The sequence below is a fragment of the Roseibium sp. RKSG952 genome, from assembly GCF_009711355.1.
The window spans coordinates 66507-82360 of record NZ_SMMF01000943.1 but is presented as its reverse complement, the minus strand read 5'-3'; the positions used below and the strand labels follow the sequence as shown (position 1 = coordinate 82360).

The window sequence follows — 15854 nt, the reverse complement described above, 5'->3', positions numbered from 1 at the left end:
CGTCTTTCGGAAAGGACCGCCTTCCAAACCAGCCAAGGCGGCCCGAAAGGTCCAAGAGGAGAATTGCAACGCATTCCGTTTCCCGTTTTGATGACCGGGCAATCTATCCGGGAGTGAAACAATGGATGCGGTCCTCAATCCGTTTGCGGATGGCCTTGACAAAAACGAAGCCAACTTTGCGCCACTCAGCCCGATCAGCTTTCTGGCCCGGGCCGCCGACATCTACCCGGACCAGACAGCGATCGTGCATGGCAGCAAGCGGGCGACCTATGCAACCTTTTATGAACGCGCCCGGCAACTGGCCTCTGCCCTGTCCGGCCTCGGTATCGGCAAGGATGATACGGTTTCGGTCATGCTGCCGAACGTTCCGCCCATGCTCGAAGCACACTATGGTGTGCCGATGACCGGGGCGGTCCTGCATTCCCTCAACACGCGTCTCGACGCCGCCATCATTGCTTTCCAGCTGGATCACGCAAATACGAGGGTCCTGATCACCGACCGCGAATATGCCGCCGTCATGAAAGAGGCTCTCACTCTTGCAAAAATCTCACCGATCATCATCGATTATTCCGATCCCGAGTTCCCACAGGACGGCGAGAGACTTGGCACCCTCGACTACGAGGATTTTCTGACCGGCGGAGATCCGGATTTTGCATGGACACTCCCCGATGACGAGTGGGATGCAATCGCGTTGAACTATACCTCCGGCACGACCGGAAACCCGAAAGGCGTGGTCTATCACCATCGCGGCGCCTATCTGCTCGCCCAGGCCAACATCATCACGGCATCCATGGCAAAACACCCGGTCTATCTTTGGACCCTGCCCATGTTTCACTGCAATGGCTGGTGTTTTCCCTGGTCCTTGTCGATTGTCGCCGGTACGCATGTGTGCTTGCGCTGGGTCCGCCCGAAACTGCTCTGGGATGCGCTTGCAGCAGAGACGGTCACCCATTTGTGCGGCGCCCCGATCATCATGTCGACGCTTCTGAATGCAGCGCCGGAAGACAAACGCAGCCTTGACCGGGTTGTCGAGTTCTTCACGGCTGCCGCCCCGCCCCCTGAAAGCGTCTTGTCGGCGATGAAACAGGCAGGGTTCAATGTCACTCACCTTTATGGCCTGACGGAAGTTTACGGTCCGGCTGTTGTCAACGATTGGCAGGCCCAATGGGACGCTTTGCCGGATGCCGAACAGGCTGCGAAAAAGGCGCGCCAGGGTGTACGTTACGTGGCGCTTGAAGCACTTTCCGTGCGCGATCCGGATACAATGACGGAAGTCCCTGCCGACGGCTTAACCATCGGGGAAGTCATGTTCCGGGGCAATATTGTTATGAAGGGATATCTCAAGAACCGGGAGGCGACCGCAGAGGCCTTTTCCGGCGGCTGGTTTCATTCCGGCGATCTCGGGGTCAGACATCCGGACGGTTATATCCAGCTCAAGGACCGGTCCAAGGATATTATCATCTCGGGAGGCGAGAACATATCGTCGATTGAGGTCGAGGATGTGCTCTACAAACATGCGGATGTTCAGGCAGCCGCCGTGGTTGCCCGACCCGATGAGAAATGGGGCGAAACACCTTGCGCCTTCGTGGAACTCCGCGAGGGTTCAGACACCTCCGAGGAGGAACTGATTGCATTCTGCCGCGATCGGCTGGCCCATTTCAAAGCCCCCCGCAAAGTCGTCTTTTGCGAGCTTCCGAAAACCTCCACTGGAAAAATCCAGAAGTTTGCCTTGCGTGAACAAGCCAGGGACCTGTGAAAGGAATTCACCAACAAAAAACGCCGCGGCAAACCGCGGCGTTTTTTTGAGAAGCAAGGTTGAAATTAGTGAAGCGTACCGTTTGTGCGGATCCGTTCGATTTCTTCCTTTAGTTTGAGCTTCTTACGCTTCATGTGAGTCAATTCCAGGGAGTCGGTACTCGGATGGTGTAGCGCGTCCTCGATTTTCCGCTCCATTTCGGCGTGACGACGCTCTAGTTCCAAGAGATGCGACTGCATTGACATGGAATAACCTCCTGTCTGTTGGCTCAACCCTGTTATCGTGCCACAGGAAAATAGCCCTTGTCGAATGCAGTTTCTGCATAGCCGGCTTTGTACGCCGTCAAATTCTGCAGACCACCGGATAGCATGCGGAAGCCCTCGGTTTTTCCGTTCTGGCCGATTGTTTTTTGCATCCGAATGCAGAAATCCCGGTGGTTTAGGCACAACAGTTTTTGCAAAGGCTTGCTCTTCGGCAAACAGCTTGCCATAGGAAGGGGTGTCTGTTCGCAGCCGGGGGAGTTGAATGTCAGGCGTCGATGAAACTGCACTTCGGGCAGAGCTTACGCAGCTCCGGCAGGAGCACCGTGATCTCGATGTTGCCGTCGAAGCACTCGCGGCCACGGCAAATGCGGATGCATTGCAGCTCCAGCGATTGAAAAAACGCAAGCTGATGATCAAGGACCGGATCTCGATCCTTGAAGACAAACTGTTTCCGGACATTATAGCCTAAATAGCCGTTCGGCCGCCGGAAACCGGTCTTGCGCGCGACGGCGCGCTGCCTATACTCCGCGGCTTTCCGGTCCATCAAAAGGAAGCGAAGTGCATGGCCAGCGCGGATGTCGCGATCATCATGGGCAGTCAGTCGGACTGGCCCACCATGAAACACGCAGCTGATGTTTTAGACCAGCTCGGCATCTCACATGACGCGCGGATCGTCTCCGCGCACCGCACCCCCGACCGCATGTATACATTTGCGAAGGGTGCCAAGGCGGAAGGTTTCAAGGTCATCATCGCAGGTGCAGGTGGAGCGGCGCACCTGCCTGGCATGACCGCGTCCCTGACGCCCCTGCCCGTCTTCGGCGTCCCGGTTGAAAGCCGGGCCTTGTCCGGCGAGGACAGTCTTTTGTCCATAGTCCAGATGCCGGCGGGGATACCGGTCGGGACACTGGCCATCGGCAAGGCGGGTGCTGCCAATGCCGCCCTTCTCGCAGCTGCCGTACTTGCACTGAATGACGAAGGCCTTGCCGGCAGGCTGGACGCGTATCGAAGTGACAGGACAGCTGCCGTAGCCGACCGTCCGGACCGCACCTGATCCGGTTGCAATCGCCAAAATCCGAAGGACGAAGACAATGACTTCACCCAAACGCCTTCAACCAGGCGATATGATCGGCATTCTCGGGGGCGGACAACTTGGCAGGATGCTGGCGATTGCAGGCGCCGAACTTGGCCTGAAATGTCACGTCTTTTGCCCGGATCCGAACAGTCCCGCATTCGAAGTTGCCGACGCTGCCACGATCGCTGACTATGACGATACTGAAGCCCTTGGCCAGTTTGTCGAAACTTGTGCAGTGGTGACCTACGAGTTTGAAAACGTCCCCGGCGAAACTGCCGGGTTCCTCGTTTCCCGATGCCCTGTCAGACCCGGACCACGGGCTCTCGAGATCTCCCAGGACAGGCTCTTTGAAAAGAACTTTCTGTCAAGTGCCGGGATCAAGCTTGCCGGTTACCATCAGGTGGATAGTCAAGCGGATCTGGACAAGGCTCTGGATCAACTCGGCAACCAAGGTGTTTTGAAAACCCGGCGTTTTGGCTATGACGGCAAGGGTCAGGTGATGATCCGCAGCGCAGCAGACGCCGATGGCGCCTTGGCCAAACTCGGCAACGCCCCAGCCGTTCTTGAACAACTAATCCCCTTCGACCGGGAAGTGTCCGTTATCGTCGCAAGGGATACGGATGGCCATTGCGCAGCCTATGAACTGACGGAAAATGTCCACGAAAACCATATCCTGAAAACATCGACCGTTCCGGCTCAAGTAGATCCGCAAACCGACCTCGAAGCTCAGGCAATTGCCGTCAAGATCGCAACTGCGCTCGACTATGTCGGTGTTCTGGGCGTCGAAATGTTCCTGATCAAGGGCGCTTCGAGCGACGAGTTGCTCGTCAACGAAATTGCGCCGCGGGTTCACAATTCAGGTCACTGGACTCAGGATGCCTGTCTTGTCTCCCAGTTCGAACAGCACATGCGTGCGGTTGCGGGCTGGCCGCTTGGATCTCCTGACCGGCATTCCGACGTCGTCATGGAAAACCTGGTCGGCGCCGATGCGGACCAATGGCAGTCTATCCTGCAGGAACCGAACGCCCGGCTTCATCTCTATGGCAAGGCCGAACCCCGTCCGGGCCGCAAGATGGGTCATGTGAACCGCATCTCGCAGCGGGGCTGACGAATGCCCCGGCTCGAGCTCCTTCAGAATCGCAGGAGCCCGAGCTTTTCGCGGTGATAGAAGCGGATATTCGCCAGAACGCCGACGGTTGCCAATCCGGCTGCAAGGCCACACCAGATCCCAATCCCGTCAAGGTCCGTTCCAAACCCGAGCCCGATCGATAATCCGATACCGACCACCCAGTATCCAAAGAGGGCATAAAACAGCGGGATCTTGGTATCTCCCAGACCACGCAAATTGTTTACGCCGATGATTTGAGCGCCGTCGGCAATCTGGAACACCGCGGCAACGACCAGATAGGTCGCCCCGAAAGCCAGCACCTCGTGCGACTGGATGTTCTCGAAATCGAGATAGAGCGAGACAAGCAGATCAGGCATTGTCCAGAACAGAACCGCAAAACATCCCATGAAAATCAGGGTAATGGTTAGCGCAGACCAGCCTGCCCGGCCGACACCGGGCGCATCCTTGCGTCCTGCCGCAAGTCCGACACGGGTCATCGCGGCCTGACTGAGGCCGACCGGAACCATGAAAGTGACCGAGGCAATCTGAACCGCAATACCATGCGCTGCTAGCTGCGTCGTTCCGATCCAGCCCATGAGAATGGAAGAGGCAACGAACAAGCCTGATTCCGCAACAATCGTGATGCCGATCGGCCAGCCGAGGCGCAGGATCATGAAGAACACTTGCCAGTCGGAACGCCAGATCCGACCGAAAATGTAGTAGCGCCGCAGTTTCTTGTGTGTGGCAGCGTAGACGAACAGCACAACCATCGTCAGCGTTGCACTGAAAACAGACGCTATACCTGCCCCAACCAGCTCCAGGCGCGGAAAACCGAATTCACCGAAAATCAGCAGGTAGTCTATGATTCCGTTCACAATCGCCCCGGCGATCGTCGCAAGAAGCACGACCTTGGTCCGCTCCATGACTGTCAGAAAGCCACGCACCGCCATGATCCCGAGAGCCGGCATAAGGGTCCACATCAACACATCCATGTATTGCCCGGCCATGGCCGCCAGATCCGGCTTCTGGCCGAAGGCAATCAGGATGTCCTCTGTGAAAGACAGCAAAATCCAGAACGGAACACAGTAAAAAACGACTATCCAGAACCCCATCCGGACACAACGGCGCAAATCCCGCGTATTCTTTTGCCCCCTCGCACGTGCCGCCAGCGGTATGACGGCCTGAAGAATACCCATCCCGAAAAACCAGGTCAGGATGTAGAGATTGGCAGCGAGAACAGCGGCTGCAAGCGGCTCGGCCCCAAGCCGTCCGATCATGATCACATCGGTCGTGTTGATGGCGATCTGGGCAAGCTGAGCTCCCGCGAGGGGGAGTCCCAGCGCCAGCGTCGGCTTCACATCACTTTTCCAAAGCGCCGAAAAGCGGCTGCCTCGTGGAGCTGTTGCCACGCCGGCCATGAATGCCTCCTGGAATTGGAATCGGCTGGAAGGAAAGAATCTACAGCCATGATTGCCGGTTTAATCCTCCGCAAGGCTGCTGTCCATCACTGTATTTGACCAATCAAGACCGCACAGATTGGCCATGACTGGCCAAAAACCGCGCAAATCTGTGGACAAAACTGCGTTTTTTTGCTATCCAAAAGGCGAAGTGAGCGGCGTGTGAGTGGTGGCCGGTAGTTTTTTTGCTGCGTCCCAGATCGAGGGTTACTTCGTCTTTTCGGGACTCGTATCCGGTAAGCGACCGTTTTCACTGCAATCATTGATCTCAATTTGGCTGCGCATGCGCGGTTGTTAGGAAACGGGAAAAAACGCGTGCAGGTTCTGGTCCGCGACAACAATGTCGATCAAGCGCTGAAAGCGCTTAAAAAAAAGCTCCAACGGGAAGGCGTGTTCCGCGAAATGAAACTTCGCGGCCATTTTGAAAAGCCTTCAGAGAAAAAAGCGCGCGAAAAGGCGGAAGCCATTCGTCGGGCTCGAAAGTTGGCGCGCAAGCGGGCACAGCGTGAAGGTCTGGTTCCGGGCCGCTCCAGCCGCCGCTGAAAAAGACGATCCACAGCCTCCTCCCTAAGGTTGAGGTCGCAAGTTTCGTGCCCCTTTATTATGATCTAACTGATTTCCAGCCGGTCGCTTCCGACCGGCTTTGCGCGTTCGCGCCCCATCACAAGCCACGGACACCCGATGAAAAGCAACAATCGTCTGGAAGCCAATGCAACCCGAGCGATACATTCGGGAGCCCTGAGACTTGCCGCCATTTCATCAATGGCCGTTTGGCTTGCAGCCTGCCAAACCGGCAACGGCGTATATCAGGGAGCACTTGTCGATAGCGCAGTCGGGTCCTCCGCCAACATTGATTCGCTCACCACCGTGATCGAGGCCAATCCGAACGACGCCAATGCCTACAACACCCGGGGCATCGCATACGGTCAGGCCGGCAAGCTGGACCGCGCCCTTGACGACTTCAACAGGGCCTTGCAACTCAATCCCAGTTCCGCGGAAACCTATGCAAACCGGGCTTTGGTCTATCGCCGGATGGGCAATCAGCAAGCTGCCATCGCCGATTATACGCGAGCGATCAATATCAGGCCCGGTTATGACGCAGCCTTGGTCGGAAGGGGCAATGCGTACAGGACGCTCGGGCAGTACGGCCCTGCCCTGCAGGACTTCAACACCGTGATCGCGCTCAACAGTTCAAATGCACGTGCCTTCTACAATCGAGGCCTGATTTACCAGTCCCAAAACAATCACACGCTGGCGATCGAGGATTTTGCAACGGCTATCGGTCTCAATCCGAATGCCGATGAACCCTACATCGCGCGGGGAATCTCCTATCTGGCGATCAACGACCCGAACGCTGCGTTCTCCGACTTGTCACTTGCTGTCAATCTGGACAGGCGCTCCTCTGTCGCCTGGGCCAATCGAGGGCTTGCCCTGGAACTAATGGGACAGCCAACCGACGCCTTGCGGAACTACAACAAGGCACTCAATCTGGACAACTCGAACAAGCTTGCCCGCGAAGGCCTAAGCCGTCTCAACAAGGGGCGGCGGTCCTGATCAAAACGGTGCCTCAGTTTCAAAACGCACCCATTTGCCATCTTCAGGGTGGTGCAGGCTGAGGCTCTCAGCGTGAAGAGCCAACCGGGGGGATGCCGCCAGAGCTTCGCCTTCGGCGTAGAACCGGTCCCCAATAATCGGATGTCCCAGGGCCAGCATGTGAACCCGCAACTGATGGGAGCGGCCGGTTTTGGGAAAGAGCCGGACCCGGCAGGTTCTGGCGCACCGCTCCAGAACTTCCCACCGCGTCAAAGCCGGTTTCCCGACCTCGAAACTCACCATTTGCTTGGGACGGTTGGGCCAGTCACAGATCAGGGGAAGATCAATTTCCCCGCTGTTTTCCACAGGATGCCCCCAAATCTCGGCGATATAGGTTTTTTCCAGTTTCCGGCGCTCGAATTGCAATCCCAGATGCCGGAGAGCCGCCGCACTCCGTGCCAACACCATGATCCCGGACGTATCCATGTCGAGCCGGTGAACGATGCGCGCATCGCTGAACCGCGTGGCGGCCCGCGCTTCAACGCAATCGCCATGTTCGGGCGCCTTCCCGGGAACGCTCAGAAGCCCACTGGGTTTATCGACCAGCAACATATGCTGATCCGCATGAACAACGGACAGCCACGGGTCTTGCGGCGGACTGTAGACAAAGGGTTCGGGTGCACGATTGAGCATGCGCCTGCTTATACCGAAACAATTTCAAAACAAAAGGCGCGGACCTTTTGGTCCGCGCCTTCGATCCCTGGATCTATGAAGCCGGTTACATCGACTTGACGATTTCCTCGGTCATTTTCTTCGCATCGCCAAAGAGCATCATGGTCTTGTCGAGGAAGAACAGCTCGTTCTGGATGCCGGCGTAGCCAGAGCCCATACCGCGCTTGACGAAGAGAACCGTGCCCGCCTTGTCGACATCGAGGATCGGCATGCCGTAGATCGACGATTGTGGATCATCACGGGCAGCCGGGTTGGTCACATCGTTCGCACCGATCACATAGACAACGTCTGCCTGCGAGAATTCGGAGTTGATGTCTTCCAGCTCGAACACCTCGTCATACGGCACGCTTGCTTCTGCGAGCAGAACGTTCATGTGACCCGGCATACGACCGGCGACCGGGTGAATCGCGTATTTCACCTCGACGCCTTCTTCCTTGAGCATATCGGTCATTTCACGCAGCGCATGCTGAGCCTGCGCGACCGCCATGCCGTAGCCTGGAACAATGATCACCTTGGACGCGTTCTTCATGATGAAGGCCGCATCTTCCGCAGCGCCCTGCTTGACCGGACGCTCTTCGCCGTCACCGCCGCCAGCCACAGCGGTTTCACCGCCAAAGCCGCCGAGGATCACCGAGATGAACGAGCGGTTCATGCCCTTACACATGATGTAGGACAGGATCGCACCGGACGAGCCGACAAGCGCACCAGTAATGATCAGCGCCATGTTGGACAGGGTGAAGCCGATACCGGCAGCCGCCCAGCCCGAGTAGGAGTTGAGCATGGAGACTACAACCGGCATGTCCGCGCCGCCGATCGGAATGATGATCAGGATACCGAAGACAAGGGCAACCAGAACCACCAGCCAGAACAGGGTCAAGCTTTCCGTGCCAACAAGGGCCACCACAAGAACCACCAGCGCAATCGCCAGGGCGATGTTGATGGCGTGCCGGCCAGGCAGCATGATCGGCTTGCCCGACATACGCCCATCAAGCTTCAGGAACGCAATGATGGAACCGGTGAAGGTGATGGCACCGATCGCCGCACCAATGGATGCTTCGATCAGCGCGGAGGCATGAATATGCCCGGGCTCGCCAATTCCGAATGCAACCGGCGCGTAAAGCGCACTTGCCGCCACGAACACGGCCGCCAAACCGACCAGCGAGTGGAAGGCTGCGACGAGCTGCGGCATGGCGGTCATCGGAATGCGCTGAGCGATCACGGCACCTATGGCGCCACCGATAGCCAGCCCAAGGACGATGAGGAACAGACCTGTGCCCGTGACACCGGCTGCAAAAAGCGTGGTGATGATGGCAATCGCCATCCCGACCATGCCGTACATGTTTCCCTTGCGGGATGATTCCGGGCTCGACAGGCCGCGCAGGGCCATGATGAAGAGAACGGCGGAGATCAGGTAGAGGATCGCCGTGAGATTAGCTGACATCTGGACGACTCCTTACCGCTGTTTCTTCTTGTACATGGCGAGCATCCGGCTGGTCACGAGGAACCCTCCGAAAATGTTCACGCTGGCCATGATCAGTGCGAGGAAACCGAAGATCCGGGCCATGATGGCCCCGTCGCCGGAGGTCAGATCAACGCCGACGGCAAGAAGTGCCCCGACGACAATCACTGACGAAATGGCGTTGGTCACGGCCATCAGCGGCGTATGCAGGGCCGGTGTCACCGACCAGACAACGTAGTAGCCGACAAATATCGCCATCACGAACACGGACAGCAGAAACACAAACGGCTCGATGGCCCCGCCAGCGGAAGCCGCTGCCTGAATGGCGATATCGTGTCCACCCGCAGCAATCTGATCCGCGTAGCTTTGCGCTGCCTGGGCAGCGGTCTGTGCAGCATTGGCAGCTTCACGGGCGGCGTCTGCTGCAGCATTCGCGCGCTCGAGTGCCTCAACTTGAGTGAGATCGGTCATAACTTTCCCCTTCAGCTTTCTGCCGGAGCGAAGGCGGGGTGAACCACCTTGCCGTCACGGGTCAGAACCGTTGCGGTGACCAGCTCGTCGTCCCAGTTCGGGGCCAACGTCTTGCTTTCCTTGTCGATCATCGTCTCGAGAAAAGCGCTCAGGTTTTTGGCATAAAGTGCGGACGCAGACGCACCGATCCGGCCCGGCACGTTGAGATGGCCGACAATCTTGACGCCCGACACGGTCGCCACCTTGCCGGGTTTTGCCCCTTCGACGTTACCGCCGCGCTCAACCGCAAGGTCGACCAGAACGGAACCGGGCTTCATGTTGGCCAGCATGTCCTTGGTCACCAGCCGCGGCGCAGGACGGCCCGGGATCAACGCCGTCGTGATCACGATGTCCTGTTTTGCGATGTGGGCAGCAACCAGCTCGGCCTGCTTCTTCTTGTAGTCGTCAGACATTTCCTTGGCGTAGCCGCCAGCGGTTTCAGCCTGCTTGAACTCCTCGTCCTCGACCGCAATGAACTTCGCGCCGAGCGATTCGACCTGCTCCTTGGCAGCAGGGCGGACATCGGTTGCCGTAACAACAGCGCCAAGACGGCGGGCCGTTGCAATGGCCTGAAGACCGGCAACACCTGCACCCATAATGAACACGCGTGCCGCCGGAACCGTGCCGGCCGCAGTCATCATCATCGGGAAGGCGCGATCATACTCGGCCGACGCGTCGATCACCGCCTGATAACCGGCCAAGTTTGCTTGCGAAGACAACACGTCCATGACCTGGGCACGGGTAATGCGCGGCATGAATTCCATCGCAAATGCGGACACGCCGGCATCTGCCATGGCCTTGACTTCAGCTTCATTGCCATAGGGATCCATGGTTGCAATCACCATGGCCCCTTTTTTCATCGCCTTGAGTTCATCCGCATTGGGGCGGCGAACTTTCAAGACAACGTCGGCCTCACCCATCGTTGCAGCAGGGTCGGCGCCGATTGTTGCGCCCACTGCTTCATATTCCTCGTCGAGGATTCTCGATTTTGTCCCCGCGCCTTTCTCAACGATGACCGTTGCACCAAACCCGACCAGTTTCTTAACTGTATCGGGCGTGGCAGAAACACGCGTTTCCCCCGCGTCGCTTTCGCGGGGCACTGCAATTTTCATAGACAGCCTCCTCGAGGAACAGGGCACGACCACCTGGGAGTGGCAGCCGCTTTACCCTTATTTGCTTAGACGGTCAGGATCCACGCAACGACCAGCAAACCCATCACACCTGCCGGGGGGACCCAACCGGTCTTTCCGAGAGCAAGGCCGATCCCGGAAGCGACGATGTTTGCGATCAGGAGAACCCAACCGAAGAAGTTGGCAGCGTTGCCACCGAAAGCGAAAAGAATAAGGCAGAGAACAACGTTCAGGACGGCAAACAGGCCGACCTTGGAAAAGTTGATAAAGCCCTCATAGGTCCGCTCGTGTTCTTTGTAGTCCATGGCCGGCACAGCTGTTTGGTTAGACATTTAGGTCCCCGATTGAAATTCGAACTTCGGCGGTCATCCTTACAATAAAGGGCCAGTGCTCGGCAATGTTCCCAATGACTAATTCGTAACGTAACCTTGCGTTGATCAGGTTTGTGCAGAGTTATGCAGCAACTCCGACTCCGTCCAATCCAGCTTGAACAAGGACCTTTTTTTGCCGTTTCAAAACGGCTTCTGAGGAGAAATTTTCAATTTGCTCGTTGAACAGCCGGTAGAAATTGAGCTCTGCTCGTAAATGCAGGAAAACACCACCGAGACCAATTGCCGCACGATCCATGAAAACAAATTCCTGGGGGACAGTGACCGGACCAAGCTCCTTGAGGGCCTTGTGGACCTTAAATGCCTCGCCCCGGCCATATTCTGCGGGGCTCACCCCATCGGCGACCGACCGCGTCCGGTCGCTCAGGAGCGGCCCGTAAATGAACCGTGCCCAGATGTTCAAAACATCGATCACCTCCCGCGACAGTTTCTTGAAGCCCCAGCTTTCATAGGCATGAACGACACGGTCCCTGTCATCCTGCAAAAGCCCGAAATAGAGATCGACCACCCCCTGAACGAAACGGGCCGGGAAAATCCGGATGCAGCCATAATCAAGGAGATTGATTCCTTCCGGGTCCTTTGCGGTTCCAAACACGGTATAGTTTCCAAGATGCGGATCGCCGTGGATCATGCCGTAGTGACTGAATGGATGCCACCAGGCATGGAACATGGTGGAAGCCAATAGATTCCGCTGCTCGAGACCATGCTCCTTGAACTCCAGCATTGGCTTGCCGTCCATCCAGTTCATGGTCAGCAAGCGCCGGGTCGACAGGCTCTCAACAATCTGCGGAACGCGGATCCGTTGGTCCGACCCCAGCATATGCCGGTAGGCGGCCATGTTGCGCGCTTCGCGTTCATAGTCGAGCTCTTCGCGAACCCTCGCGCTGATTTCCTTAGCGATCTCACGCGTATCGATCGCTGGCTGCATGCGCCGGTGCATTGAAAACAACCATTGCAGCTGCTTCAGATCAGCTTCCACCGCCGAGGCCATGTCTGGGTATTGCAGCTTGCAGGCCAAAGGCTCACCTTCAACGGACACCGCCCGGTGCACCTGTCCGAGCGAGGCCGCAGCCGCCGGTTCTTTTCCGAACCCGGAGAATTTCTTCTCCCAGCCTGCTCCCAACTCGGCGCGCATGCGCCGCTTCACGAAGGCCCAGCCCATTGCGGGCGCGTTGGCCTGAAGCTTAGCCAGTTCTGTCGTGTATTCGGGCGGCAAGGCATCCGGAATGGTCGACAACAACTGCGCCACCTTCATCAGCGGTCCCTTCAGCCCCCCAAGGGCGGCTGCCAACTCTGCTGCGTTTTTTTCCGCGTCGATGTCAAACCCGAGAAAGCGTGCACCAGCCACCTTCGCGGCAATCCCGCCAACATTCGTCCCGACCCGGGCATATCGGCCAACTCGTGCCGTAAACCGGTTGCTCTCGCGATCTTGTGCCATGCGCTTTGCTGTATCCCGTAAATTCAAGTCACCCGATTTTCAGCACATTAACTAGTCATTCCCGCACCATTGGCCACCCTGTTGAGCTGGTCTGCCAAACGGTCCCTCTGCATGGCAAGTCCCTTGTAGGCGAGCTGATCCGGTTCAAGTGCCAGCAATTGTTGCCGCAAACCAGCGGCAATCGCGGACCGTTCGGGCACTTTTTCAAGCAGGGCCAACGGATCGTGATGTACCTTGATCGTAAAAAGGATGTCGCCGGACACGGGCAATCGGCGCAGCGTCTGGCGCTCAACCCGAATGAACAGCCCGGCAAGGAGATCCGTTCCGGTCTCACTGGCCGAAGAGGTCAACTGCTTCGGCTCGGGATGATGCAGTTCCGCATCATCGTATAGCGCCCAGTTGTACCGGCAGACCAGCTGGTCGTGTTTCAGGTTTTCAAACAGCTTGCCAACAACACGCCCCATCCGGCCGGAATTGAAACCGGGCACAGTTTCATGAATGGCAGGCATGGACTGCCCGAACTTCTCGGCAAGTGACCAGGAGGAGGGAAAACACAAGCTTGCGGCGGCAAGCCGGTATCCCTCCGGGCCAGCCCGCATCAAAACGAGATCCTCCTGAACCAGACAGGACGCAATCAACAGCGGAGCGGCGCCAGTCAGCGCGACGGCTTCACCCCGCCCGGCAATCCAGACATGATCCGGGCCAATCCGATGTGTTCTTTCATGAAACCGGCGCAGATTATCGACGATCAGACAAAGCGCTTCATGTTGAGCGTCAGCCGTCCCGGGTTCGGCCTGAAAGACTTTTTCAAACTGCTGTGCAAACAATTCTTGCTTGCGCAGGAGGTGTGCGGCCAGCAACGCGTCCGGCTCGAGCCAACTCTCAAATCCGATCGGGCGAAGCCCAACGGAAAACAGGTGGCTAGAGCCATCATAGGGAGTATGAACAAAAGGAGGTGCAATACCGGAGCCGTTCAAACGCCCCTACTCCATCTGTTCGAGCTCGTCGATCAGGCGTTCGACCACCGACAATCCCTTGCTCCAGAAAGCCGGATCGCTGGCGTCCAATCCAAACGGAGCAAGCAATTCGGAGTGATGCTTGGTGCCGCCTGCGCGCAGCAGATCGAAATACTTATCCTGAAATCCGGTCTCGGCCTCCTCATAGACGGCATATAGCGAATTCACGAGGCAATCGCCAAAAGCATATGCGTAGACATAGAAAGGAGAATGGATGAAGTGCGGAATGTAGGCCCAGAAGGTCTCGTAGCCCTCGTTCAACTTGATCGCAGGGCCCAGACTTTCAGCCTGAACGGACAGCCAGAGTTCACCGATCTGGCCCGACGTCAATTCGCCCTTTTTCCGCTCGGTGTGCAATTTGCGCTCGAACGAGTAGAAGGCGACCTGCCTGACCACGGTGTTGATCATGTCCTCGGCCTTGGAGGCAAGCATCGTCTTGCGGATCTCTCGCGTTTCCGCCTTGCCGAGCAGGGACCGGAATGTCAGCATTTCGCCAAACACGCTCGCAGTCTCGGCAAGGGTCAGGGGCGTTGGTGCCATCAACGGACCATTGGGAGCTGCCAGCACCTGGTGAACGCCGTGGCCAAGCTCATGCGCCAAGGTCATCACGTCCCGGGTCTTGCCCTGATAGTTCACAAGAACATAAGGGTGCGCACTTGGAACGGTTGGATGGGCAAAGGCACCCGGCGCCTTGCCAGGACGTGCCGGGGCGTCGATCCAGTTGCGGTCGAAAAACCGGCCGGCGATCTCGGCCATATCCGGTGAGAACCGGTCATAGGCCCCCAGCACCGTTTCCTTGGCTTCCAGCCAGGGGATCACACGATTGTCGGCATCGGGAAGCGGCGCATTGCGATCCCAGGTGTTGAGCTGATCCATGCCAAGCCATTTGGCCTTCAAAGCATAGTAGCGATGGGACAGTTTTGGATAGGCTGCCTGCACCGCCTCGACCATTGCATCCACAACCTCCCGTTCGACCCGGTTGGCCAGGTGGCGGCTGTCTGCGATGTCCTCGAACTTGCGCCAGCGGTCGGAAATTTCCTTGTCCTTGGCGAGCGTGTTGGTCACCAGCGTAAAAATCCGGAGGTTTTCCGAAAACGTCGTATTGAGAGCTTCAAACGCCTTCTGACGCTTTACCGGAGACTGATCCTGCAACAGGTTGAGCGTCGGCTCCAACCCGAGCGTTTCACCGTCGATCTGAAACTTCAAACTGGCGATGGTTTCATCGAACAAGCGGTTCCACGCTCCACGCCCGGTCACCGACTTTTCATGAAACAGCTGTTCCACACGGTCTTCGAGCTGGTAGGGCTTGTCCTTGCGAAGGTCCACAATCCATGGCCTGTAATGGGCCAGTGCTTCGTTTTCCAAAGCCGTCTCGATCACGGCATCGTCGATGCGGTTGAACTCCAGCTCGAAGAACAACAGATGCGTGCTCGCCGCCGTGATGCGTTCCTGCACGTCACCATAAAACTTCTGGGCAGCAGCTTCCGTGGTGTTTCCCGCGTAAACAAGACCCGCGAACGAAATCAGTTTCCCGAGCAGGTCCTGAAGGTCTTCATAGGCACGCACTGCCGTGACCAGGCCTGCGACGTTGCTTGCGGCCAAATCCGCCAGCGATCCCTTGTAGGCGGTTTCGAAAGATTTCGCGCGCTCTTGCGCAGACGCCAGGTCTGCGGAAACCTCCTTGGCGTCCATGGACGCATAAAGGTCCGTCAGGTTCCATTCGGGCAGGTCACCGAGTTGCTTGGAAGCCGCATCTGCCGCAGCGTAGGCAATTTCGGTTTTGAGCATCGAAAACTCCATAGGACATCAAATTGCAACATCCAGCCTGCCGCCCTTGCGGCTCAGCTGGTTCATTAACGGTTTTAGGCGTCCGCGATGACCGTCCGCAATCATTAAGTTATTGAGATTTGGCAGTCGCCAGGACGATTTGTTTACCTGTCCTCGAACAAGATGGCCCGAAATGATACACTATCAAGCTCTTGGTGAGGCAT

Annotated in this window: 16 protein-coding genes; 6 read left to right on the top strand and 10 right to left on the bottom strand. The window is 57.4% G+C overall.

Features of this window, described 5'->3' with window-relative positions:
- The first annotated feature begins 121 nt into the window (after nucleotides 1–121).
- On the top strand, nucleotides 122–1756 hold the full coding sequence (locus tag E1297_RS29510; RefSeq protein WP_155144561.1) for an acyl-CoA synthetase: 1635 nt from the start codon (nucleotides 122–124) through the stop codon (nucleotides 1754–1756).
- Between the two features lie 65 nt (nucleotides 1757–1821).
- Here the strand turns inward: E1297_RS29510 and E1297_RS29505 are convergent, their stop codons facing one another.
- Nucleotides 1822–2001 (bottom strand): YdcH family protein, encoded by a 180-nt coding sequence (locus tag E1297_RS29505; RefSeq protein ID WP_155144560.1) that lies wholly within the window; start codon nucleotides 1999–2001, stop codon nucleotides 1822–1824.
- 280 nt (nucleotides 2002–2281) lie between these two features.
- Between E1297_RS29505 and E1297_RS29500 the strand changes: the two genes are divergently transcribed.
- The 3 genes from E1297_RS29500 to E1297_RS29490 all read left to right on the top strand — a co-directional run bounded on the left by E1297_RS29500 (nucleotide 2282) and on the right by E1297_RS29490 (nucleotide 4199).
- Entirely contained in the window at nucleotides 2282–2488 is a 207-nt protein-coding gene (locus E1297_RS29500) for a YdcH family protein (RefSeq protein WP_155144559.1), read from the top strand.
- A gap of 93 nt (nucleotides 2489–2581) precedes the next feature.
- Nucleotides 2582–3070 (top strand): 5-(carboxyamino)imidazole ribonucleotide mutase, encoded by a 489-nt coding sequence (gene purE, locus E1297_RS29495; RefSeq protein ID WP_155144558.1) that lies wholly within the window; start codon nucleotides 2582–2584, stop codon nucleotides 3068–3070.
- 37 nt (nucleotides 3071–3107) lie between these two features.
- Nucleotides 3108–4199, top strand: a complete 1092-nt coding sequence (locus E1297_RS29490; protein WP_155144557.1) for a 5-(carboxyamino)imidazole ribonucleotide synthase — start codon at nucleotides 3108–3110, stop codon at nucleotides 4197–4199.
- A gap of 23 nt (nucleotides 4200–4222) precedes the next feature.
- Here the strand turns inward: E1297_RS29490 and E1297_RS29485 are convergent, their stop codons facing one another.
- The gene (locus E1297_RS29485; protein ID WP_155144556.1) at nucleotides 4223–5617 is read right to left on the bottom strand and encodes an MATE family efflux transporter; all 1395 of its coding nucleotides are present in this window, start codon (nucleotides 5615–5617) and stop codon (nucleotides 4223–4225) included.
- Between the two features lie 354 nt (nucleotides 5618–5971).
- Between E1297_RS29485 and rpsU the strand changes: the two genes are divergently transcribed.
- Nucleotides 5972–6199, top strand: a complete 228-nt coding sequence (gene rpsU, locus E1297_RS29480; RefSeq protein ID WP_368669725.1) for a 30S ribosomal protein S21 — start codon at nucleotides 5972–5974, stop codon at nucleotides 6197–6199.
- 138 nt (nucleotides 6200–6337) lie between these two features.
- Nucleotides 6338–7210, top strand: a complete 873-nt coding sequence (locus E1297_RS29475; RefSeq protein WP_155144555.1) for a tetratricopeptide repeat protein — start codon at nucleotides 6338–6340, stop codon at nucleotides 7208–7210.
- On the opposite strand, the gene E1297_RS29470 is transcribed toward E1297_RS29475, so the two are convergent.
- From E1297_RS29470 to E1297_RS29435, 8 genes are all read right to left on the bottom strand, one after another.
- Entirely contained in the window at nucleotides 7211–7882 is a 672-nt protein-coding gene (locus E1297_RS29470) for a pseudouridine synthase (protein ID WP_155144554.1), read from the bottom strand.
- 85 nt (nucleotides 7883–7967) lie between these two features.
- A complete protein-coding gene (locus E1297_RS29465) occupies nucleotides 7968–9362 on the bottom strand; it encodes an NAD(P)(+) transhydrogenase (Re/Si-specific) subunit beta (RefSeq protein WP_155144553.1) in 1395 nt (464 codons plus the stop codon).
- Nucleotides 9363–9374: 12 nt separating this feature from the next.
- Entirely contained in the window at nucleotides 9375–9851 is a 477-nt protein-coding gene (locus tag E1297_RS29460) for a proton-translocating transhydrogenase family protein (RefSeq protein ID WP_155144552.1), read from the bottom strand.
- Nucleotides 9852–9862: 11 nt separating this feature from the next.
- Nucleotides 9863–11002 (bottom strand): Re/Si-specific NAD(P)(+) transhydrogenase subunit alpha, encoded by a 1140-nt coding sequence (locus E1297_RS29455; RefSeq protein ID WP_155144551.1) that lies wholly within the window; start codon nucleotides 11000–11002, stop codon nucleotides 9863–9865.
- A gap of 65 nt (nucleotides 11003–11067) precedes the next feature.
- Nucleotides 11068–11352, bottom strand: a complete 285-nt coding sequence (locus E1297_RS29450) for an aa3-type cytochrome c oxidase subunit IV (protein ID WP_155144550.1) — start codon at nucleotides 11350–11352, stop codon at nucleotides 11068–11070.
- A gap of 121 nt (nucleotides 11353–11473) precedes the next feature.
- Nucleotides 11474–12847 carry an AarF/ABC1/UbiB kinase family protein gene (locus E1297_RS29445; RefSeq protein ID WP_155144548.1) on the bottom strand — a complete coding sequence of 458 codons (1374 nt, stop codon included), beginning with the start codon at nucleotides 12845–12847 and terminating at the stop codon, nucleotides 11474–11476.
- A 47-nt stretch (nucleotides 12848–12894) separates the two neighbouring features.
- Complete coding sequence (locus E1297_RS29440; protein ID WP_155144546.1) at nucleotides 12895–13824, bottom strand: DUF3445 domain-containing protein; 930 nt, start codon at nucleotides 13822–13824, stop codon at nucleotides 12895–12897.
- Between the two features lie 6 nt (nucleotides 13825–13830).
- Nucleotides 13831–15651: a M3 family oligoendopeptidase gene (locus tag E1297_RS29435; protein WP_155144544.1), complete on the bottom strand. Its 1821-nt coding sequence runs from the start codon at nucleotides 15649–15651 to the stop codon at nucleotides 13831–13833.
- Nucleotides 15652–15854: the final 203 nt, after the last annotated feature.